Genomic DNA, 19,682 nt, shown 5'->3' on the forward strand with positions numbered 1-19,682 from the left:
AAGCGGGCGCTGGGTGGCTGTAGCATAGTTGCCCAGCGAATACGATAGGTGTTTACAGGGCGTGACGCCACAACGCGGAGAACAACCGCCGTGATGCTGTGAGCGTAGCAGATCGGGTACGACGGTTGAGATTGGGTCAGTGATCAGCTTCCAGCAATCGCTGCTGGAAGCTGGTAGCTAAAAAACTACGGCATTTGATCTAAACCGATCTTCGATGAATCGCGCATAACAGTCGCGCCCGATTTCAGCGCCATCGGCACCACGATCACCAACGCCCCGACCAATAGCAGGATTTCCAGTCCATACACGACGATATAGCCCACTTCCGGCCCAGTCAGCGTCGGCCCAAATGCACCACTGGTTGCCATGCTCGAAATCGCATCGCGCAGACTGCCGCCCAGCGCCATCGCCAAACCGTTAGCGGTTGCCTGCACCGCGCCCCACGCCCCCAGCGCCAGACCACTATGTAGACCGCCGTGCTCGCCGCCAGCCATATCCATCGCAGCGGTCAACGTGCCAACGGCGAAAAACCCGCCGCCAAATCCAATCAACGCTGTGCCAGCGCGAAACAGCGTCACTGATCCCGAACTTGCGGCAAAAATCACTGCCGCAAATGCCAGCAGCCCGCACAGCACGCCAATCAGCGTCAACCGATAGGTATTGCCGCCCTGCCCGAGCCAGTAGCCCGAAAGCACAAAGGCCGCCAGCGTGCCGGTCGCCCAGAGCGCGGTGAGCGCCGTCGTTTGCGACACGCTCATCCCCAACACCTGACCGCCATAGGGTTCGAGTAAAATATCCTGCATCGTAAACCCAGCCGTACCCAAACCGACGACAATCAACAGCCGACTCGCCTGACCGCCGGTAGCAAACTCGCGCCACGTATCCAAAAATGGCGGGCGCTTGGTTGGATTCGCCGCACGGACAGAATCAATCGCTTCTTGCTTCCACAGCGCAACCAGATTGAGCGCAATCGTGGCCACCGCCGCGCCCTGAATCAGTTGGATTAACAACTGTTGCGAAAAATTGGTCAGCAACTGCCCAAACAGCAGCGCACTGAGCACCATGCCAATCAACAATGTGACATACAGCAGCGCCACCACTCGCGGACGCTTATCGTGCGGTGCGAGATCCATCGCCAGCGCCAAACCAGCCGTTTGCGTGGTGTGCAAACCGGCACCGACCATCAAAAAGGCCAAGCCAGCGCCGATCTTGCCCAAAATATTCAGACTGTTTGACGCATCCCCAAGCAACAGCAGCGCAAACGGCATGATGGCAAAACCGCCGAACTGCAACATGCTCCCGAACCAGATATAGGGCACCCGACGCAACCCGAATGCCGAATGATGATAGTCCGAGCGATGCCCGATCAACGCCCGAAACGGTGCAAAGATCAACGGCAGCGCCAACATGGTGGCTACGAGCCAAGTCGGAACCCCGAGTTCCACGACCATGACGCGATTGAGCGTGCCGGTTAGCAGCACCATCGCAATGGCAATCGACACCTGAAACAGCGACAGGCGCAGCAAGCGCGACAACGGTAAATCTGGGGTCGCTACATCCGCAAACGGCAGCAATTGCCGGACAAGCTGACGCCACGCGAGTAATCGCGGATCAATGGGTTGACTCATGCCAATATTTTCTCCGATCTGATACAGAAACAGCGCCACCTGACGGCACGCTTAACGCAGGACAGACGCCCGTTATTGCAAAGCGGCGATGGTACGCTTTCGCTGATATGAGGGAAAGTTACAGGGCGGACGCCAGAGCGTGCGACAGCGGAGAGGCAGTGGGAGGAGGTGCTCAAAAAACCACACGGCGGCTGGAATGAACCTAAGGATTAGGTCTTCCATCCGCCGTGCAACGTACAGTGCTGTACGTCTGGAATCGATGTCACCGTCACCGCGAGGCGACAGCTATCGATTAGCCTGCGATCACTGGAAGCCGATGCCGACCGAGAAGAGCACTGCGTGGACAGCGATAGCCAGAAGCAGCAGCGCGTAGAAAATCGGCATCAGCCAGTTAGCCGGATTGACAACCAGCCAAATTTTCCAATCTTCTTCGGGGTTCTTCGGCTTTGCGACGTCGCTCATTGTATGTTCCTCTGTAGAAAGAGAGAATTAAAACCGGCTTACCACCAAGGATTGGCGGCGATCACGAACAGGTGAGCCAGGGCGGCCAGACCGACGAATGCGGTGTAGGTTACCTTGAACTGCTCGTGGAATTCCTTCGCCTGCTGCTCGGTCAGACCCGACAGGGATTGCTCGGCCATCGTTTGATCTCCCAAAGGGATGAATTTAAGTGTCTCTTGGAGGTATTCCAGAGAACCAGGGATTCCACCGCGACTCGTTTCGCTGAATATTTGATCCGCGTCGCGACGAGATAAATTCGCTACTTACTGTGCAGCTGGAGCGGCTGCTTCAACCGCTGCCGGAGCCGGTGCGTGCCAGCCCTGACCTTCCAGATCGAACGCCACAATGTGAACCAGTACCGCAGTCACCGCCAGCGCGATGAAGGTCGGGATCAGCCACGTGGACGGATTAACGACCAGCCAGAACTTGTAGTCGTTTTCGAGAGGCTTGTAACCCATGAATTCGATTGCCATTTCTCAATACCTCTCAATTACCACCAAGGATTCGCCGCGATGACGAACAGATGTGCCAGAGCGGCCAGACCCACAAATGCGGTGTAGGTCACCTTGAACTGCTCGTGGAATTCTTTCGCTTGCTGCTCGGTCAGACCCGACAGACTCTTCATATCAGCCATTGTTGGCCTCCGTTGATACTGGATATCGTCACGACGATGCCGAGAGGGGCGATGCCACCATGACACCGCAGTGCGGAACTGACACACCCCAGTCGGTTTTTGATACCTCAGGATCCCTTCGAGATCCTGTGTGTCATCTTAGCTTGACACGCGCATATGTCAAGCCTTTTAGACACTCATTCTTGATCTAGGTCAGGTATTCGTGTGATTTCGGGTGGTGAGCCGTCAGCGGCCAGCTTTGAACCGCCTGCAAGATGTTTGACTGGTGACGAAGCTCCGGCTTCGTGACCAGAGACCAGATAAGCCGCGTGCTCGCCTTGCTGGAAGCTGAAAGCGGGTCGCTCAAAACAAAAAACCGGATCAAGCCCAAAAGCTTGATCCGGTTTTTTTTGCTTGGCTCCAGAACCGAAGTTCTGGATCAGCTGTTCACGCTATTATGCGTGCCAGCCCAGACCAACTGCAAACACAACCCAGTGTACTGCAATTGCAACACCTAGGACGGCCAGCAGGTAAGGCATCAGCCAAGTAGCCGGGTTCACAACCAGCCAGATCTTCCAATCGTCTTCGGGGTTCTTCGGCTTTGCGACGTCGCTCATTGTATGTTCCTCTGTAGAAAGAGAGAATTAAAACCGGCTTACCACCAAGGATTGGCGGCGATCACGAACAGGTGAGCCAGGGCGGCCAGACCGACGAATGCGGTGTAGGTTACCTTGAACTGCTCGTGGAATTCCTTCGCCTGCTGCTCGGTCAGACCCGACAGGGATTGCTCGGCCATCGTTTGATCTCCCAAAGGGATGAATTTAAGTGTCTCTTGGAGGTATTCCAGAGAACCAGGGATTCCACCGCGACTCGTTTCGCTGAATATTTGATCCGCGTCGCGACGAGATAAATTCGCTACTTACTGTGCAGCTGGAGCGGCTGCTTCAACCGCTGCCGGAGCCGGTGCGTGCCAGCCCTGACCTTCCAGATCGAACGCCACAATGTGAACCAGTACCGCAGTCACCGCCAGCGCGATGAAGGTCGGGATCAGCCACGTGGACGGATTAACGACCAGCCAGAACTTGTAGTCGTTTTCGAGAGGCTTGTAACCCATGAATTCGATTGCCATTTCTCAATACCTCTCAATTACCACCAAGGATTCGCCGCGATGACGAACAGATGTGCCAGAGCGGCCAGACCCACAAATGCGGTGTAGGTCACCTTGAACTGCTCGTGGAATTCTTTCGCTTGCTGCTCGGTCAGACCCGACAGACTCTTCATATCAGCCATTGTTGGCCTCCGTACTCTGGATATGTGATGTCGCCATTCGCACCGCAGCGGATCTCGAACACACTGACCGCCGGATGCACACCATGTCCAACTTCTCGGACTCGAAATCTTTAGGATCCTGTGTGATCCTGGGTGTCATCTTAGCTTGACACCGGCAGATGTCAAGTCTGTTTTACATGAGAATTTGCATTCGACTGTCAGGTGTACTGTTGGGCCAGACACGCGCTGACGCAATCACTCCAAAAACCGCCGTAATGCTGAGATGCCAACGGCCATGAGCGCGATGCCGGCGGTGGCGATGAAGGCGACCTTGCCCATATAAAAGACCATCGAGATGACCGGGCTGAGATTGGGCATTCCCACCGGCGCAGCTTCTTCATCGTCGGCAGGTGTTTTGGTTTCGGCGATGGTGGCGCTTTCGGGCGCGGCGCTGCTGCGTGCGGTCGCCGGTTCGAGCTGATAGGGATTGACGGCGGCGACGCGGAAGTAGTGTGCCGTTTGGTCAGCGCCGTCTTTGCACATGACGACAAATTCGGTGTCAACCGTCAACTGTTCGAGCGTAGCAAATTCGGAGGCGAACGCTTGGGCGTCGTTTGCCTCGTCTTGATGCTCCCAGGTGGCGGCCTTGTCAGGCCAAGTTCTTTTAGCCGCAAACTTCACGTGCAATTCCTCGCTTAAGATTCGGGTCAACGAAAGAGCCTTGACACAATGCTGCACGGACTGTTGCGTAATCACAGTCTGCAACGCTGTGTGAGGGGAGACTGCGCCGGACAGCGCCGTTAGTGATCCATCCGTGATTCAAGCGGAGTTGAGCCGCAGATTGCGTCGATTGTATTGCTTCATTGCTTGACTTGCTACGGTCACGGCAGCGCACGCGCTTGCAAGGTGTTTGCACGCTGTCGGTGCAGAATGGGTGTGATGCGCCTTTCCATTCATTCCAAAGTTTTTTTAACGCTGCTGCTGGCCTGCGTCGTGGTGCTGGCTGGCTCGCTTGCGTTTGTGCAGTGGTCGTTTCAGCGCGGATTAGTCGAGTTTGCTGATGCGCGTGAGCAGGAACGTATTGCGCGGATCAGTGAACGATTGATTGACATTCATCAGCGTGAAGGCTCGTGGCGGGCATTGATCGCGGATCGGCAACTGTGGCTATATGCGCTACATGGCGGACGCGAGCGCCGCCCGGATGCGACGGGTGCGAGCGAACGCGGCCCACACGGCATGCGTGATCTGGGCGCTAATCAGCGGGTCTGGCCGCCGCAGCGGTGGCTTGATCGCTTGCAGCAGCGCGAGCGGCCAGCGCCGCTGGAACTGCGGTTGATGCTGCTCGATGCGCAGGGCGATGTGCTCTATGGTCGTCCTGAACTGCTGGCTGATACGCGCCGCTATCCGTTGCTGATCGATGGGCGGCGCATCGGTGAGCTGGCATTACGGCCCGGTTCGCCGGTGCCTGAATCGGCGGAATTGCGTTTTCGCGCTACGTTGGTTGATCGGCTCTGGATTATTGCATTGGCGATGTTGCTGCTCGCGGCGGCGCTGGCCTATCCGCTCTCCAGTCGGCTGGTGCGGCCAGTGCGTGATTTTCAGGATGTCGCACGCCGACTAGCCGCCGGAGATTTTAGCGCCCGCGTCCCGGCGCATGGTGGCGATGAGTTGGCGCGATTAGGTCAGGATATCAATGCGTTAGCCGCTGCACTGGAGCGCAATGAACAGGCGCGGCGGCGCTGGGCGGCGGATATTTCGCATGAATTGCGCACGCCGCTGGCGCTGTTACGGGCTGAACTGGAGGCGCTACAAGATGGCGTGCGCCCGTTCAACCGCGAAGCACTGGATGCACTGCATGGCGATCTGGTGCGGCTGAGTCGGCTGGTTGATGATCTGTATGAATTGACGACCACTGATATGGGCGCACTCGGTTATCGCTTTGCGGCGACTGATATGGCCGAACTGCTGGGCGGTGATGTTGACGCTTTTGCGCGGGCATTTCACGACGCGGGGCTGACGCTTGAATACACCAATGCGCTCGAAGCGCCTGTGTTCATTCAAGCCGATGCGCAGCGCCTGTCGCAATTATTTCGGAATCTACTGGGCAATAGCCTGAAATACACGGACGCTGGCGGCGGGCTGTGGATTCAGCTTGGGCGCGAGGCGGGATTGCTCGTCATCGACTTTCAGGACAGCGCCCCGGCGGTGCCGGCGGAGTCGTTACCGCGTTTGTTTGAGCGGCTCTATCGGGTCGAGGGATCGCGCAATCGGCACACGGGTGGGGCGGGTTTAGGCTTGGCGATTGCGTGTAATGTCGTCGAAGCGCATGGCGGCAGCATCACGGCGGCTGCCGCACCGCAGGGCGGATTGTGGATTCGGGTGATGGTGCCGGTGGGGTGTTAGGCGTGAATTATCAATCCGCCACCGGCTTCGCTAACCGCGCCAAGCGTTGCAGGGTTGCGCGTAGATGTGGGTCGGATTGCTGCGCGGCGGCCTCGAGTAAATGATGTGCTGCGGTCTCTGAGAGGTGCGCACGCGGGCGGCGTGGTGCGATCTGTGGATCCGGTTCTGGCAGTTTGACCTGAAATCGAACCTCCTCGACGTGGTAAGATTTTAGCGATGTCAAAATGTCACCCACTAAAAAGCGGGCGCGTGTCAGCCAAGCTGTGGAATCGAAAAACAGCGTTAAACGGCCATTGGACAGGGTTAAGTCCAGACAGTGTGCGCCCAACGCATCTGGCAACTGGGCACGCATGGCGGCAAGGTGCGCGGCTTGATCGAGCTGTGCGCGTGCCTCAGCGTGCTGCTGTAGATGATCGCGGATATGTTGAAAACGCTGTCTCATCGCCGCTCCCGTTGTCATTGTTTTTTCACCCCGCCCGCGCTTCCCGAGACCGATCCGCTGCATCGCCCGCCCCATTGGGGTTGGACGGGACTCGGGGCCACGCCCGCTCCCCATATCTGCTAGTGCAGATGGCGGGCTTGACCAGAGCATAGAGATCCAGCCATGCCCCATATCGCTCGCACGAAGACGCCACGCGGCCAGAACCTGATTGTGTTCTCGGCTGTTTCTAGTTTTGCGCTCGCCGGAATCGGTTTCGGTTTTTGGATTGGTGATCGCATCCAGAGCGCATCCGATGACTTTAGCATTGCGGCTGAAATCGGATCCGTCAACCTGCCGCTAACTGATTCGGCCACGGTCGGCGACATTGCTGCCCATTTGGGGAGGATGCAAGCCGAATTGCTGCGGATCAACGCACTCGGTGAACGCTTGGTGCAGCACGCCGGTCTTGATCCGCAGGAGTTTGATTTTATCAATGCTCCGCCGCGTGGTGGCCCGGAGACGGGTCGCACCCGCGATTACACGATTAAAGAATTAGCCGATGAATTATCGACACTGGTGGTGTTGGTGCAAGATCGGGAATACAAACTTGATCAGCTTGCCGATCAAATTCTCGATGCGCGTCCGCGTTCGGCTAGTACGCAACTGAGTGGCTGGCCGGTGCGCTCGGGGTATATCACTTCGGGTTATGGCTATCGGATTCATCCGGTGTATAACAAACGGCAGTTTCATTCGGGCGTTGATTTTGCCAGTCCGCGTGGTGCGCCGGTGCAGGCGGTTGCTGATGGGCTGGTTGTGTTCAGCGGACGGCGCAATGGTTACGGTAATGTGGTCGATATTCGTCATCGTGATGGATTGGTGACGCGCTATGCGCATAACTCGACCAATCTGGTGCAAGAAGGCGATTTTGTGCGTCAAGGCCAGAAAATCGCTGCTGTTGGGGCAACCGGCACGGCGACTGGGCCGCATGTGCATTTTGAAGTAATCCGCAATGGTCAAGCTGTCAATCCGATGCCCTATTTGCGGGCACGTCCGACCCAACGCTTGGCCAGCCTTGACGACGACAGCCGAGGTTAAGTCCGGCTTCGGTGTTTGTGTTTCTAAGGCCGCGTACCCCGCGCACGCGGTCTGGGACGAAATCCGCTATCATCCGCCGTTTTCCGCGTCAGGCTCTCTACAAGAATCCCGCGATGTTCAATCCATTCAAGAAGCTCTTCGGCAGTCGCAACGAGCGGCTGGTTAAATCCCTGATGAAGACTGTGGCGCGGATTAACGCGCTTGAACCTGAGCTGGCGGCGCTCTCAGATGCGGCGCTGGCGGCGAAAACTGCTGAGTTTCGCGCACGATTAGCCGCCGGTACGCCGCTGGATGAGCTGTTGCCGGATGCGTTTGGCGTGGTGCGCGAGGCGGGGCGGCGCGTGCTCGGAATGCGGCACTTTGATGTCCAGCTTGTCGGCGGCATGGTGTTACATAGCGGCAAGATTGCTGAGATGCGCACTGGTGAGGGCAAGACGCTGGTGGCGACGCTGGCGGCCTATCTCAACGCCCTGCCCGGTAAGGGTGTGCATGTTGTGACGGTCAATGATTATCTGGCGCGGCGCGATGCGGCCTGGATGGGGCGGCTCTATCACGCACTGGGGCTATCGGTTGGGGTGATTAACTCGTCGGGCGGATTGGGGCCGGATATGGCCTCATACGTGTTTGATCCTAATTTCGAGCCGGAAGCTGGAGCGGGCTATCGTCATCTACGCCCGTGTACGCGCCGTGAGACCTATGCCGCCGACATCACTTACGGCACCAATAACGAATACGGCTTTGATTATCTGCGCGATAACATGGCTTTTACGCCGGAACAGCGCGTCCAGCGCGACCCGTTTTATGCCATTGTCGATGAAGTTGATTCGATCCTGATTGATGAAGCCCGCACGCCGCTGATTATTTCGGGGCCATCTGAGGGCAATACGGATCTATATAAACAGATCAATCAATTGATCCCACGTCTGAGCCGCCAAGCACCGATTACCAATGAAGAAGGTCAAGCGGATTTTGGCCCAGGTGATTATTCGGTTGATGAAAAGGTACGTCAGGTTTATTTGAGCGAAGATGGTCACGAACACGTCGAGCAGATGCTGGTCGAGATCGGACTGCTTGATGAGGGCGCGGGCCTGTACGATCCGGGGAACATTGTGCTGATGCACCATGTTTACGCGGCACTGCGGGCGCACACGCTGTTTCAGAAGAATGTCGAATATATCGTGCGTGATGGTCAGGTCATCATTGTTGATGAATTTACTGGCCGCACCATGCCTGGGCGACGCTGGTCGGAAGGCTTGCATCAGGCGATTGAGGCGAAAGAAGGGGTGGCGATCCAGCCGGAAAATCAGACGCTGGCCTCGATCACCTTCCAAAATCTGTTCCGACTCTATCCCAAGCTGGCGGGCATGACCGGCACGGCGGATACCGAAGCCTATGAATTTCAACAGATTTATGGGTTAGAAGTCGTCGTCATTCCGACGAATCAGCCGATGGTGCGCGATGATCGCGGCGATCTGGTCTATCTGACCCCAGAGGAAAAATACGAGGCGATCATCGCCGATGTGCAGGACTGCGTGCTACGCGGTCAGCCGGTGCTGGTTGGCACGGCGTCGATTGAGACCTCGGAACTGGTTTCGGGGTTGCTCAAACAGGCGGGCATCGCACACGAAGTGCTCAATGCCAAGAATCACGAGCGTGAGGCGGGCATCATCGCGCAAGCCGGACGTCCGGGCGCGGTGACGATTGCGACCAATATGGCCGGTCGCGGAACGGATATTGTGCTCGGCGGCAATCTGGAAGCCGAGTTAGATGAGGCTGGCCCACACACTCATCCTGACGCCCTGCGTGAGGCATGGGCGATTCGGCATGAGCGGGTGATTCAGGCGGGTGGTCTGCATGTGATCGGAACCGAGCGGCATGAGTCGCGGCGCATTGACAATCAGTTGCGCGGACGTTCGGGACGGCAGGGCGACCCGGGATCGTCACGGTTTTATCTGTCGCTGCAAGATAATTTGATGCGCATTTTTGCCTCAGATCGCGTTGGCAAGATGATGCAGCGGCTCGGAATGCAGCGCGGCGAAGCGATTGAACATCCTTGGGTGACGAAAGCAATTGAGAACGCGCAGCGCAAGGTTGAGGGCCGTAACTTCGATATTCGTAAGCAATTGCTCGAATATGACGATGTGGCTAACGATCAACGCAAGGTGATCTATCGGCAGCGCCGCGATCTAATGGATGCGCTTGATGTGTCTGAGACGGTTGAGGCGATGCGGGCTGATACGCTCAAAGGATTGATTGATGGCTATATTCCGCCCGAGAGTTTGGAAGAACAGTGGAATGTGCCCGGACTGTCGGCGGCGCTGGTTGAACAATTTGGCGGCGAGTGGCCGCTTCAGCAGTGGCTCGACAGCGATCACACTTTACACGAGGAGACGTTGCGGCGACGTATTCAGGATACGCTGGTGCAGCGGTATCAGGAACGCGAACAGGTGATCGGGGCGACCAATCTGCGCCAGATTGAAAAGGCGGTGATGCTGCAAGTGCTGGATAGTCATTGGAAAGATCATCTGGCGGCGATGGATTATCTGCGTCAAGGCATTCATTTGCGCGGCTATGCGCAGAAAAATCCAAAGCAGGAATATAAGCGCGAGGCGTTCGAGATGTTCTCGGCGATGCTTGATGGCATTAAGCAAGATGTGGTGATGACGCTGGCCAAGCTGGAGATTCAGGCCGGTGATGGGCTGGGTTTGATGCCGCCGCGTTTGCCGGAGGTCGCGCCGCAGGGATTTGAATTCAAGCATGAGGCATTTGAAGGTTTTGGCGCGGGCGAGTCTGAGACCGATCAGGACGGTGACGCGGCAGCGCGGCAGGCGGTCAGTGAGTCAGCGCATAAACCGCATGTCCGTGATGGGCGCAAGATCGGGCGCAATGAACTCTGTCCCTGTGGTTCGGGCAAAAAGTACAAGCAGTGTTGCGGGCGGATTGATTAGAAATACCGTGCTCGTGATTTGGTGACGATGCTCCGGCTTCGTCATCTGTATAGAACAGTCAAATAGCATCAGCGCACTCATGGCTAACACTGAACTTGCTTTTCTTCCGGTGGCGGGCATCCGGTTGGCGACCATTGGGGCCGGAATCCGCTATCAAGGGCGTGACGATCTGCTGGCGCTGGAACTGGCCCCGGGATCGACAACGGCGGCGGTATTCACGCGCAATGCTTTTTGCGCCGCGCCGGTGACGTTAGCGCGGCATCATCTCAGTCAAACCGCGCCGCGTTATCTGCTTATCAACTCCGGCAACGCCAATGCGGGCACGGGTGCGCATGGACTGGATGCGGCTCGCGCCTGCTGTGCGGCGTTGGCGACGGTTGCGGACTGTCGTCCCGAGGAAATCTTGCCGTTCTCGACGGGTGTGATCGGCGAACCGTTGCCGGTGGAGCGATTGACGGCGGCGCTACCTGCGTTGCTGGAACGGCTCGATGCGGATGCGTGGCCGGTGGCGGCGCGGGCGATTATGACGACGGACACGGTGCCGAAACTTGGTTCGCGCACGTTTGAAATCGGCGGTCAGACTGCGACCGTCACCGGCATTGCGAAGGGCGCGGGCATGATCTGCCCCAATATGGCGACGATGCTGGCGTTCATCGCCACCGATGCAGCGGTTGCGCCGGAGGTGTTACGCGCCTGTCTGACGGCGGCGGCGGATCGGTCATTTAATGCCATCACTATCGATGGGGACACATCGACGAATGATGCGTGTGTGCTGGTGGCAAGCGGTGCGCTGGGCAATGCGCCTATCGTCGATCTGACGAGCGCCGAGTCGGTGGCGCTACACGCGGCGGTTGAATCGCTCTGTGTTGAGTTGGCGACGGCGATTGTGCGCGACGGTGAGGGCGCAACCAAGCTGGTGACGGTGCGCGTCGAGCAAGCGCGGGATCGGGATGAGGCACGGCGCGTGGCTTATACCATCGCGCATTCACCGTTGGTTAAAACGGCGCTGTTTGCTTCGGATCCGAACTGGGGGCGGATTCTCGCTGCTGTTGGACGGGCGGGCGTTGAGGAGTTGGTGATTGAGGATGTCAATATTTGGCTCGGCGCGGTGCAGATTGTCACGGCGGGCGGGCGGGCGGCGGATTACACCGAGGCGGCGGGTGCGGCGGTGATGGCTGAGGCGGAGATTGTGATTCGGGTTGCGTTGGGACGCGGCGCGGTCGCTGCTGAGGTGCTGACCTGTGATTTTTCGTATGACTATGTGCGTATTAATGCGGAATATCGCAGTTGAGCGTGCGTCCGATTATTCACGTTATGGTTGGGGCGCTTGCCGATGCCGACGGGCGCATTCTCGTCACTCAGCGTCCGGCGCATGTGCATCAGGGTGGGCTGTGGGAATTTCCAGGTGGCAAGCTGGAACCACAGGAAATGCCCGAACAGGGCTTGGCGCGGGAGTTGGCTGAAGAACTTGGTATTGAGGTTCGTGCGAGTCGTCCGTTGATTCGGATTCATCATGATTATGGTGATCGGCGTGTTTTGCTGGATGTGCGGCGCGTCATCGACTACAGCGGCACCGCTCACGGGCGCGAAGGTCAGCCGTTGGCGTGGTTGGCACCTGAGGAGATGGATTCGGCGCGGTTTCCGGCAGCGGATCGCCCGATTATCAGTGCGTTGCGATTGCCGTCGTTGTTGTTGATTACTGGGGCCGATCCGCGTCAGGCAGATGATTTTTTGGTGCGTTTAGAGCAATCGTTGGCGTGTGGTGTGCGGTTGGTGCAACTGCGGGCGCATGAGCTGTCAGCGGCGGCGTATGCACAGTTGGCGGATGCGGCGTTTGAGCGGTGTGAACGGGTCGGGGCTAAGTTGTTGCTGAATCGGGATCCGGCTGAGGTTGCTGATTGCGCTCGACATGGGTTGCATTTGGGGAGTAGGCAGTTGATGGCGTGTGCGACGCGCCCGGGTTGTGCGACTGATTTGATTGGGGCGTCGTGCCATGATCCGGCGCAACTGGCGCACGCGGCAGCATTGAGGGTGGATTACGCGCTGCTTTCGCCGGTCAAGGTGACCGCGACCCATCCGGAGGCGTCGCCGCTGGGATGGTCGCGGTTTGCGGAGTGGGTTGAGGCGGCGCAAGTGCCGGTGTATGCGCTCGGTGGATTGACGGCGGATGATTTGCCTGAAGCGATTGAGCACGGGGCGCAGGGCATAGCGGCGATTCAGGGTTTATGGAATAAAAATAATTGCCGCTGAAAACGCAGAAAAACGCGGAATTATTTTTATAATAAATTATTTTCAGCGTCTTTCCGCGTTTTCAGCGGCAAAATAAATTAAAGTACATGAATGAAATATTGTTCGTCGATGAGACCTACGCCATCCGAGGCGCTATCTTTGAAGTCTACAAAGAAATGGGGCCAGGCTTCTTAGAAGCAGTGTACCAAGAATGCCTAACCCAAGAGTTTACTTACCGCAACATCCCATTCGTTGCGCAACCCCAATTACATATCACTTACAAAGAACAACCACTCAAACACATCTATATCCCAGATTTTATCTGTTTTGAGAAAATTATCGTCGAGATCAAAGGCATCAAGACCGTCACCCCCGAACACAAAGCCCAATTACTCAATTACCTCAAAGCCACTGGCCTAAAGCTTGGATTGCTCGTTAATTTCGGCCATTACCCTCAAGTAGAAATCGTCAGAATGGCACGCTCCAGTTAATCCAATATCAATCATCACACAAACACCAAATCACCGACCGCCGGAAGACTAATAACAATGAACGACACCATACTCGACCCACAGGATACCGGCCCCTCAAAAGGACTCGACACCATCTCGCTTCTCAGCAGCGATACCCGCTTACAAGGCCGCCCCAAGCTCTGTAGCGACTGCGGACTATGCGACAGTGCGCTCAAAAACCGCATGTCCTCAGCCTGTATTTTCGTGCGTAATCAAACCGCCGACATCGAGCAACGCTTACACGGTCGCACCCGCCGCCCTGACGACGAACAGCTATTTGGCATCCACCGCGCCCAATATGTCGCCCGAATGCGCCGCCCCAATCCGCACGCACAGTGGAGCGGCATCGTCACCTCACTCGCCGCACGCCTCCTCGAACAAGGCCAAGTCGAAGCCGTCATCACCACCGGCGCAGCAGCAGGAACGCGCTTCCAGTCCGAACCAATTCTCGCCCGCACCCCCGCCGAAGTGCTCGCCACAGCAGGCAATAAACCCTGTCTCTCACCCAATCTACGCTTACTCGACACCGTGCGCGAACAGGGAATTAAACGGCTCGCGTTTATTGGTACCAGTTGCCAAGTTCACATGCTCCGCGCTATCGAAGCTGAATTAGGACTCGATAAGCTCTATATTATCGGCATCCCCTGTAGCGATAATGTCACCTATCCCGACCTAGAATATTTTTTAACGCAAGTCTCACGCTCACCACAGACCATTGTGCATTATGAATTTATGCAGGATTTTAGCCTGTGGATGCGCCACGAAAATGGCCAAACTGAGCGCATCAATTACATCGATTTCCCGATGGATAAACTACACGGCATTTTCCCCTCATCCTGTTTATCCTGCTTTGATTATCCCAACACGCTCGCCGATTTAACCGTTGGTTATATGGGCGCACCGCTCGGTTGGCAATGGGTTTTAGCCCGCACCGCCATTGGTGAAGAATTATTCGAGCTGATTCGCCCAGAATTAGAACTCGGCGACTTAATCTCCAGCGGTGACCGCACTCGAGGAATGCCGCATTATATCGCCCGCTTAAATCAACCACCGGGTGCGAAAAAACCGCCGTTTTTAGTGCGCAAGCTCGTTGCATACATGCAGCGCAAAAAAGGCTCAAAAGGGCTGGAATTTGCCCGCGCCATTATCGAAATGAAGCTCCTGCGCAACCTCAATTATGTGCGCAGCAAATTTCCGCGCTTTGAAGCCCGTGTCGTGCCCGAGCATGTCTATCACACGCTCGCACCCTATGCCGATCACTATCAGGCCGTTTTCGGGCGTCCGCTCACTCCGCCCCGTGAGTCCGCATCCTGAGTCATGCGACTGATCCGCAGTTTGCACAATCTGCGTCCAACGGATCGCGGGTGCGTAGCAACCATCGGCAATTTCGATGGGGTACATCTCGGGCATCGCGCCGTGTTTCAGCGCCTACGAGCACGCGGTCATGAACTCGGCTTGCCCGCAACCGTCATTACTTTTGAGCCACAACCGCTAGAAGTCTTCGCGCCCGAAGCCGCCCCAGCGCGGCTCACGCGCTTGCGCGAAAAACTCAGCGCCCTGCGTGCTTGCGGTATCGAGCGTGTGATGCTGCTCGAATTTGGGCCACGGCTGGCCGCCATGCCCGCGCCTGAGTTCGTGCAGCGACTCTTGATCGACGGGCTAGGCGTGCGTTTTTTGCTCGTTGGCGATGATTTTCGCTTCGGCTGGAAACGAATGGGCGATTTTGCGCTATTGCGCAAGCTGGGTCAGGCGGCAACCGTCAATGGGGTCGGATTCACAGTCGAGAATCTGCACACCATCACCCACGGTGCCGAGCGCATCAGCAGCACGCGAGTACGTGAGGCGCTGGCGCGTGGCGATCTGGAACAGGCGCGGCATCTATTGGGCCGACCCTATTGTTTAGCGGGGCGCGTCGTACACGGCGATAAACGTGGGCGGATGTTGGGCTTTCCGACCGCCAATATCGCCCTCCATCGGCGCGTCAGTCCGGTACGCGGTGTGTTTGCAGTACGGGTGCATGGACTCAGCGCGATGGCCCATCCGGGCGTAGCCAATATCGGCACACGCCCGACAGTTGCGGGCACTAGTGCGCGGCTTGAAATCCATTTATTTGATTTTGAACAAGATATCTACGGACAACATTTGGAAGTCGAGCTGGTGTTACGGTTGCGTGATGAGCAGCGTTTTGAATCATTCACGGCATTGCAAGCGCAAATTCAACGCGATGCGGAGACTGCGCGAGCGGTTTTAGCTGCAACACATCAAATTTCATCAATAAACGATTAGCGCCTAGCTTCGCAAGATAGGCTCTTGGTTATTGAGCACGTCCAAAAATTCACCCGCTACTTAAGGTTGTCAAGGGCTTTCTGTAGAAAGCAAAACGGTAACTTTACTACTACTATCTAATAGCTCTACACGCCTCATGACACCTGATGTAACGCTCGACCCGAATGCGCTGAATTTTTCCGGCGGCCCCGGCGCATTGCCCGCTGTGGTGCTGGCTGCGACCCAACAGGCTATTCACGCGGTGCCGGAAGTCGGATTGTCGATTCTGGGCATCAGCCATCGCTCTGATTGGTTTGCTGAACTGCTGGCCACCACCGAACGCGATATTCGTACCCTATTGAACCTGCCTGATAGCTATGCCGTGCTATTTTTGCAGGGTGGCGCAACACTGCAATTCTCGATGATCCCGATGCTGCTGCTACGCGGCTCGGGGCGCGTTGCTGAATATCTGCGCACCGGCTATTGGAGCGCCAAATCCATTCCGCCCGCACAGTTAGAGGGCGCGGTGCGCGTGCTGTGGGACGGCGAAGCGAGCGGCTTTCGACGGCTGCCGACTGCCGACGAACTGCATTACGCGCCCGATGCCGCCTATTTACACTATGTCTCTAATGAAACCGTTGAGGGCGTGCAATTTCATCAGTGCGTCGGACGCGACGAGGTGCGGCGTATCTGTGATATGTCGTCGGATTTTCTCTCGCGCCCCTTTGATCCAGAACGGTTCGATCTGGTTTACGCACATGCGCAGAAAAATCTTGGGCCAGCCGGTGTGACGCTGGTGGTGATTCGCCGCTCGCTGCTCGATCAGGTGCCGCCCGATCTGCCCGAAATCCTCGATTATCGCGCCCATCTGCGGGCGCATTCGATCTACAACACCCCGCCGGTATTAGCGATCTATGTCGTTGCGCAGGTGGTGCGCTGGCTGTTAGAGGACATCGGCGGTTTGGCGGCGATGGATGCGCTCAATCAGCGCAAGGCCGCGACCCTATATCGCGTCATCGACCAATATCCTGATGTGTATGAAGGCTGGGCCGCGCCTGAGCATCGCTCGCTGATGAATGTCGTGTTTCGGCTGGCGACGGCAGAGCAGGAAGCCGCATTTTTACAGCACGCGGCGGCTGCCGGATGCAGCGGACTGCGCGGGCATCGGGCGTTAGGTGGGATTCGAGCGTCGATTTATAACGGCTTACCGCTCGCATCCGTGGAGCGGCTCGCGGAGGTGATGGAAGCGTTCGCGGGCGGTTGAGACTACGCCGACTTAAGAAGCGCGGCGCAACTGTTCGGGGATGCCGTCCCAACCGGCTTTGATTTCGCGCAACAATCCGGCGACTTCTTCGAGAATATTGGCATCATTGCGGGCATTACCCGTGACCAGTCGCCGAATCATATAGTCATAAAGTGCGTCGAGATTAGCCGCGATCTCGCCGCCGCGCTGAAGGTCGAGCGCCCCGCGCAGTGCGCCGATAATATCCATCGCCTGATTGATTTTCTGACCCTTGAGGGCGACGTTATTTTGCGCCATCGCGCCGCGTGCCACGGCGATGCGCTCCAGTGCCCCTTCAAACAGCATCTGGGTCAGACGATGTGGATCGGCCACGGCGATTTCAGCAATTGGGCCGGCTTGACGGTATTGATTAAGTTCTTTGCGCATCGCGTACATGGCCTGCCTCGACAACGTGTATTAAGGATGTCGGTCGTTGAAAAAATCGAGCACAACGCTGGTTACTCAGTGGTCGCGCTCTCGTTGTTGAAGTTAACGGCCAAGTTAGGAAGTTCTTGAGAGTCATCGTATTGTATTTGTTTCGTGTTCTTCCTAGTCACGAAGCTCCCCCCTCTCTTCGTGACCTAAAATGCAGCAAGAAAACCAAAAAATTTTCTGCGTATTCCGCGCTTTCAGCGGCAAAAAGACATGACAAAGCCGGAGCTTCGTCACGAGAAAAATACACCAGCTCAATCAGCGGCAGCCGTGAACATCAAGCCACTCACGGATCGCCCACAGGGAATCAAGGCAAGCTAATGGTTTACAGGCCAGTAGTCGTTCAGGTGTATGAACACCGTGACAAACAGCGAGTGATCGCACACCAGCTTGATTAGCCATCTGCAAATCATATTCGGTATCGCCGATCATAAGCGTTTCATCTGCGCGAGCACCGAGTTCATCCATTAATTCGAGCAACATTTGTGGATGTGGTTTAGAAAAGGTTTCATCAGCGGTGCGCGTAGCATGAAAAACGCCGTGTAGATTCGTTTCAGTCAGTGCTTTATTCAGTCCAACGCGACTTTTGCCGGTTGCGACCGCCAACCGATAACCCTGTGCGGTCATCCAGTCGAGTATTTCGCGTGCGTCCGGAAATAATTCCGATGGAATCTGCGTATCACCCAAAAAATAACGGCGATATTGCTGTGCAATTTCAGCGCGCACTGCGGCTGTACCTGCGGGTAATAGCCGTTGCATGGCTTCATCAAGTCCTAGCCCAATAACATCGCGTGCTTGTTCGCGTGTCGGTTCTGGATAATTAAGTTCACGAAACGCCCATTGCAAACAGGTAACGATTCGTGCTTCGGAATCCATCAAGGTTCCATCCCAATCAAAGACGATCAGTTCAATATTCACGGTAGTTATTAAGTTCCAGTGATGTAGGTATCGACGCAAATCAGCATCTGCGCAACCGATGATAGAGCGCATACAGCCCAGTGAGGCTGCCCATCCAAAGCGCCGCCAGCCAGCCAATCGTGCCGTCGTAGTCGCCAACAAGAAACGCGAACGGTGCGTCGGGATTCAGATCCGTGAGGCGACGATTGATCTGAATCACCAGCACCCAACCGGCATGTAGCCCAATACACCAACCGATGTGGCCAGTGGTCTCGCGCACCAGCCCCAAAAATAGCCCGACCATCAACAGCGCGGCGAGGGTATCCAGATGCGACCAGTCGAATAGTTCGAGGAACACCTGCGCAAAGAGCCACCAAGCCGCCGCGCTATCAAAGGTGAGCGTATCTGGCCACGCGCCGGGTTTCATCAGATGCAGCACGGCATACAGTGCTGCACTCCAAAACAGCGCCGCCCACACACCGTCGCGCTGCCGAATCGCTGCATAGAGCGCCCCACGAAAAAAGCTCTCTTCCAGCACGCCGATGAGTAATCCGCCGAGCACGGCTTGCAGCGCACGTCCAGCGAGTTGCAGCCCAGCATCGGGCGTCGGATCCGGTACACGAATCTCCAGTTCCAGCAGCGCCAGCACCAGCATCAGCAAAATCAGCACACCCAGCGCCCAGCCATCGCGGATCGCCAGTTTCATCACCGACCAGCCAACGCCAAAGCCCAATGCGGCGCGATTGGCCAAGCCCTGCCAGCGCAAAAATGGCCAGATGCCCAGCAAAATAAAGAGTTGCGCCAAACGCCCCATCACGCGATGCGGGGCAATATCAAGCCAGCCGGTCGCCATCAATGGCGGCGTGAGCAGCGTCGCCAGAACCAAGCAGGCGAGTAAATAGAGAAAAAAGCGCAGCGTTATGAACATGAACAGAAGTCGCCGTTTTAGAGACTGTCTAAAAACTAAACTATTGATTTTGAAGTAGATTTTTTCGAGAATATGGCAAATTTTGCGAGTTAATTAACCCCACTCATATCGTGAATATGACTTCAGAAAAAAACTCTTCGCCAAAATACCCAAGCGATATCTCCGATGAAGAATGGGAGATTGTCGAAAAAATCTTCGAAGAACTCGAGCCTTATACAACAGGCCGCCCAAGATCAAGTGATCTACGCGAAATCTTGAA

At 56.5% G+C, this 19,682-nt stretch carries 23 protein-coding genes; 9 read left to right on the forward strand and 14 right to left on the reverse strand.

Going from position 1 to position 19,682, the window contains the following annotated elements:
- Positions 1-185 precede the first annotated feature (185 nt).
- The 10 genes from BLW10_RS00620 to BLW10_RS00665 all read right to left on the reverse strand — a co-directional run bounded on the left by BLW10_RS00620 (position 186) and on the right by BLW10_RS00665 (position 4,692).
- Positions 186-1,628, reverse strand: a complete 1,443-nt coding sequence (locus BLW10_RS00620; protein ID WP_091331527.1) for a BCD family MFS transporter — start codon at positions 1,626-1,628, stop codon at positions 186-188.
- A 303-nt stretch (positions 1,629-1,931) separates the two neighbouring features.
- Positions 1,932-2,090, reverse strand: a complete 159-nt coding sequence (gene pufA, locus BLW10_RS00625) for a light-harvesting antenna LH1, alpha subunit (protein WP_091331472.1) — start codon at positions 2,088-2,090, stop codon at positions 1,932-1,934.
- A gap of 38 nt (positions 2,091-2,128) precedes the next feature.
- Positions 2,129-2,269: a light-harvesting antenna LH1, beta subunit gene (pufB, locus tag BLW10_RS00630; protein WP_012971756.1), complete on the reverse strand. Its 141-nt coding sequence runs from the start codon at positions 2,267-2,269 to the stop codon at positions 2,129-2,131.
- A gap of 123 nt (positions 2,270-2,392) precedes the next feature.
- A complete protein-coding gene (gene pufA, locus BLW10_RS00635; RefSeq protein ID WP_091331474.1) occupies positions 2,393-2,602 on the reverse strand; it encodes a light-harvesting antenna LH1, alpha subunit in 210 nt (69 codons plus the stop codon).
- 17 nt (positions 2,603-2,619) lie between these two features.
- Positions 2,620-2,763: a light-harvesting antenna LH1, beta subunit gene (gene pufB, locus BLW10_RS00640; protein ID WP_007042216.1), complete on the reverse strand. Its 144-nt coding sequence runs from the start codon at positions 2,761-2,763 to the stop codon at positions 2,620-2,622.
- Between the two features lie 434 nt (positions 2,764-3,197).
- Positions 3,198-3,359 carry a light-harvesting antenna LH1, alpha subunit gene (gene pufA, locus BLW10_RS00645; RefSeq protein ID WP_091331476.1) on the reverse strand — a complete coding sequence of 54 codons (162 nt, stop codon included), beginning with the start codon at positions 3,357-3,359 and terminating at the stop codon, positions 3,198-3,200.
- Between the two features lie 38 nt (positions 3,360-3,397).
- Complete coding sequence (gene pufB, locus BLW10_RS00650) at positions 3,398-3,538, reverse strand: light-harvesting antenna LH1, beta subunit (RefSeq protein WP_012971756.1); 141 nt, start codon at positions 3,536-3,538, stop codon at positions 3,398-3,400.
- 123 nt (positions 3,539-3,661) lie between these two features.
- Positions 3,662-3,871, reverse strand: coding sequence for a light-harvesting antenna LH1, alpha subunit (pufA, locus tag BLW10_RS00655; protein ID WP_091331474.1), 210 nt, complete (start codon positions 3,869-3,871; stop codon positions 3,662-3,664).
- 17 nt (positions 3,872-3,888) lie between these two features.
- Positions 3,889-4,032: a light-harvesting antenna LH1, beta subunit gene (gene pufB, locus BLW10_RS00660; protein WP_007042216.1), complete on the reverse strand. Its 144-nt coding sequence runs from the start codon at positions 4,030-4,032 to the stop codon at positions 3,889-3,891.
- Between the two features lie 234 nt (positions 4,033-4,266).
- Complete coding sequence (locus BLW10_RS00665) at positions 4,267-4,692, reverse strand: hypothetical protein (protein WP_091331478.1); 426 nt, start codon at positions 4,690-4,692, stop codon at positions 4,267-4,269.
- 258 nt (positions 4,693-4,950) lie between these two features.
- Here BLW10_RS00665 and BLW10_RS00670 point away from each other — a divergent pair, with 258 nt between their 5' ends.
- Positions 4,951-6,414, forward strand: coding sequence for an ATP-binding protein (locus BLW10_RS00670; protein WP_091331529.1), 1,464 nt, complete (start codon positions 4,951-4,953; stop codon positions 6,412-6,414).
- A 10-nt stretch (positions 6,415-6,424) separates the two neighbouring features.
- Here BLW10_RS00670 and BLW10_RS00675 read toward each other — a convergent pair whose 3' ends face one another.
- Positions 6,425-6,856, reverse strand: coding sequence for a DciA family protein (locus tag BLW10_RS00675; protein WP_177168951.1), 432 nt, complete (start codon positions 6,854-6,856; stop codon positions 6,425-6,427).
- Positions 6,857-7,018: 162 nt separating this feature from the next.
- On the opposite strand from BLW10_RS00675, the gene BLW10_RS00680 reads away from it, so the two are divergent.
- The 8 genes from BLW10_RS00680 (at position 7,019) to BLW10_RS00715 (ending at position 17,148) form a co-directional block, all read left to right on the forward strand.
- Positions 7,019-7,930: a M23 family metallopeptidase gene (locus BLW10_RS00680; RefSeq protein ID WP_091331482.1), complete on the forward strand. Its 912-nt coding sequence runs from the start codon at positions 7,019-7,021 to the stop codon at positions 7,928-7,930.
- Positions 7,931-8,043: 113 nt separating this feature from the next.
- The gene (gene secA / locus BLW10_RS00685) at positions 8,044-10,878 is read left to right on the forward strand and encodes a preprotein translocase subunit SecA (RefSeq protein WP_091331484.1); all 2,835 of its coding nucleotides are present in this window, start codon (positions 8,044-8,046) and stop codon (positions 10,876-10,878) included.
- Between the two features lie 79 nt (positions 10,879-10,957).
- Positions 10,958-12,169: a bifunctional glutamate N-acetyltransferase/amino-acid acetyltransferase ArgJ gene (gene argJ, locus BLW10_RS00690; RefSeq protein ID WP_091331486.1), complete on the forward strand. Its 1,212-nt coding sequence runs from the start codon at positions 10,958-10,960 to the stop codon at positions 12,167-12,169.
- A complete protein-coding gene (locus BLW10_RS00695; protein ID WP_425425868.1) occupies positions 12,166-13,128 on the forward strand; it encodes a Nudix family hydrolase in 963 nt (320 codons plus the stop codon). The genes argJ and BLW10_RS00695 overlap by 4 nt, the downstream gene beginning before the upstream one ends.
- Before the next feature lie 86 nt (positions 13,129-13,214).
- On the forward strand, positions 13,215-13,598 hold the full coding sequence (locus BLW10_RS00700) for a GxxExxY protein (RefSeq protein WP_091331488.1): 384 nt from the start codon (positions 13,215-13,217) through the stop codon (positions 13,596-13,598).
- A 57-nt stretch (positions 13,599-13,655) separates the two neighbouring features.
- Positions 13,656-14,933 (forward strand): Coenzyme F420 hydrogenase/dehydrogenase, beta subunit C-terminal domain, encoded by a 1,278-nt coding sequence (locus BLW10_RS00705; RefSeq protein WP_091331490.1) that lies wholly within the window; start codon positions 13,656-13,658, stop codon positions 14,931-14,933.
- Positions 14,934-14,936: 3 nt separating this feature from the next.
- Entirely contained in the window at positions 14,937-15,905 is a 969-nt protein-coding gene (ribF, locus tag BLW10_RS00710; protein ID WP_091331492.1) for a bifunctional riboflavin kinase/FAD synthetase, read from the forward strand.
- Between the two features lie 136 nt (positions 15,906-16,041).
- The gene (locus BLW10_RS00715) at positions 16,042-17,148 is read left to right on the forward strand and encodes a phosphoserine transaminase (RefSeq protein ID WP_091331494.1); all 1,107 of its coding nucleotides are present in this window, start codon (positions 16,042-16,044) and stop codon (positions 17,146-17,148) included.
- A gap of 12 nt (positions 17,149-17,160) precedes the next feature.
- Here BLW10_RS00715 and fliS read toward each other — a convergent pair whose 3' ends face one another.
- The 3 genes from fliS to BLW10_RS00730 all read right to left on the reverse strand — a co-directional run bounded on the left by fliS (position 17,161) and on the right by BLW10_RS00730 (position 19,423).
- Entirely contained in the window at positions 17,161-17,562 is a 402-nt protein-coding gene (fliS, locus tag BLW10_RS00720; protein ID WP_091331495.1) for a flagellar export chaperone FliS, read from the reverse strand.
- Positions 17,563-17,856: 294 nt separating this feature from the next.
- Positions 17,857-18,516, reverse strand: coding sequence for an HAD-IA family hydrolase (locus tag BLW10_RS00725; protein WP_091331497.1), 660 nt, complete (start codon positions 18,514-18,516; stop codon positions 17,857-17,859).
- A 40-nt stretch (positions 18,517-18,556) separates the two neighbouring features.
- Positions 18,557-19,423, reverse strand: coding sequence for a CPBP family intramembrane glutamic endopeptidase (locus tag BLW10_RS00730; protein WP_091331498.1), 867 nt, complete (start codon positions 19,421-19,423; stop codon positions 18,557-18,559).
- Positions 19,424-19,682 lie beyond the last annotated feature (259 nt).

Source organism: Allochromatium warmingii (assembly GCF_900107145.1).
Lineage (GTDB): Bacteria > Pseudomonadota > Gammaproteobacteria > Chromatiales > Chromatiaceae > Thermochromatium > Thermochromatium warmingii.

What these genes read in the sequence shown, in the direction of transcription:
- BLW10_RS00620 (WP_091331527.1), bottom strand. Translation starts at nt 1,628, where the DNA reads ATGAGTCAACCCATTGATCCGCGATTACTCGCGTGGCGTCAGCTTGTC.
- pufA (WP_091331472.1), bottom strand. Translation starts at nt 2,090, where the DNA reads ATGAGCGACGTCGCAAAGCCGAAGAACCCCGAAGAAGATTGGAAAATT.
- pufB (WP_012971756.1), bottom strand. Translation starts at nt 2,269, where the DNA reads ATGGCCGAGCAATCCCTGTCGGGTCTGACCGAGCAGCAGGCGAAGGAA.
- pufA (WP_091331474.1), bottom strand. Translation starts at nt 2,602, where the DNA reads ATGGCAATCGAATTCATGGGTTACAAGCCTCTCGAAAACGACTACAAG.
- pufB (WP_007042216.1), bottom strand. Translation starts at nt 2,763, where the DNA reads ATGGCTGATATGAAGAGTCTGTCGGGTCTGACCGAGCAGCAAGCGAAA.
- pufA (WP_091331476.1), bottom strand. Translation starts at nt 3,359, where the DNA reads ATGAGCGACGTCGCAAAGCCGAAGAACCCCGAAGACGATTGGAAGATC.
- pufB (WP_012971756.1), bottom strand. Translation starts at nt 3,538, where the DNA reads ATGGCCGAGCAATCCCTGTCGGGTCTGACCGAGCAGCAGGCGAAGGAA.
- pufA (WP_091331474.1), bottom strand. Translation starts at nt 3,871, where the DNA reads ATGGCAATCGAATTCATGGGTTACAAGCCTCTCGAAAACGACTACAAG.
- pufB (WP_007042216.1), bottom strand. Translation starts at nt 4,032, where the DNA reads ATGGCTGATATGAAGAGTCTGTCGGGTCTGACCGAGCAGCAAGCGAAA.
- BLW10_RS00670 (WP_091331529.1), top strand. Translation starts at nt 4,951, where the DNA reads ATGCGCCTTTCCATTCATTCCAAAGTTTTTTTAACGCTGCTGCTGGCC.
- BLW10_RS00675 (WP_177168951.1), bottom strand. Translation starts at nt 6,856, where the DNA reads ATGAGACAGCGTTTTCAACATATCCGCGATCATCTACAGCAGCACGCT.
- BLW10_RS00680 (WP_091331482.1), top strand. Translation starts at nt 7,019, where the DNA reads ATGCCCCATATCGCTCGCACGAAGACGCCACGCGGCCAGAACCTGATT.
- secA (WP_091331484.1), top strand. Translation starts at nt 8,044, where the DNA reads ATGTTCAATCCATTCAAGAAGCTCTTCGGCAGTCGCAACGAGCGGCTG.
- argJ (WP_091331486.1), top strand. Translation starts at nt 10,958, where the DNA reads ATGGCTAACACTGAACTTGCTTTTCTTCCGGTGGCGGGCATCCGGTTG.
- BLW10_RS00700 (WP_091331488.1), top strand. Translation starts at nt 13,215, where the DNA reads ATGAATGAAATATTGTTCGTCGATGAGACCTACGCCATCCGAGGCGCT.
- BLW10_RS00705 (WP_091331490.1), top strand. Translation starts at nt 13,656, where the DNA reads ATGAACGACACCATACTCGACCCACAGGATACCGGCCCCTCAAAAGGA.
- ribF (WP_091331492.1), top strand. Translation starts at nt 14,937, where the DNA reads ATGCGACTGATCCGCAGTTTGCACAATCTGCGTCCAACGGATCGCGGG.
- BLW10_RS00715 (WP_091331494.1), top strand. Translation starts at nt 16,042, where the DNA reads ATGACACCTGATGTAACGCTCGACCCGAATGCGCTGAATTTTTCCGGC.
- fliS (WP_091331495.1), bottom strand. Translation starts at nt 17,562, where the DNA reads ATGTACGCGATGCGCAAAGAACTTAATCAATACCGTCAAGCCGGCCCA.
- BLW10_RS00730 (WP_091331498.1), bottom strand. Translation starts at nt 19,423, where the DNA reads ATGTTCATAACGCTGCGCTTTTTTCTCTATTTACTCGCCTGCTTGGTT.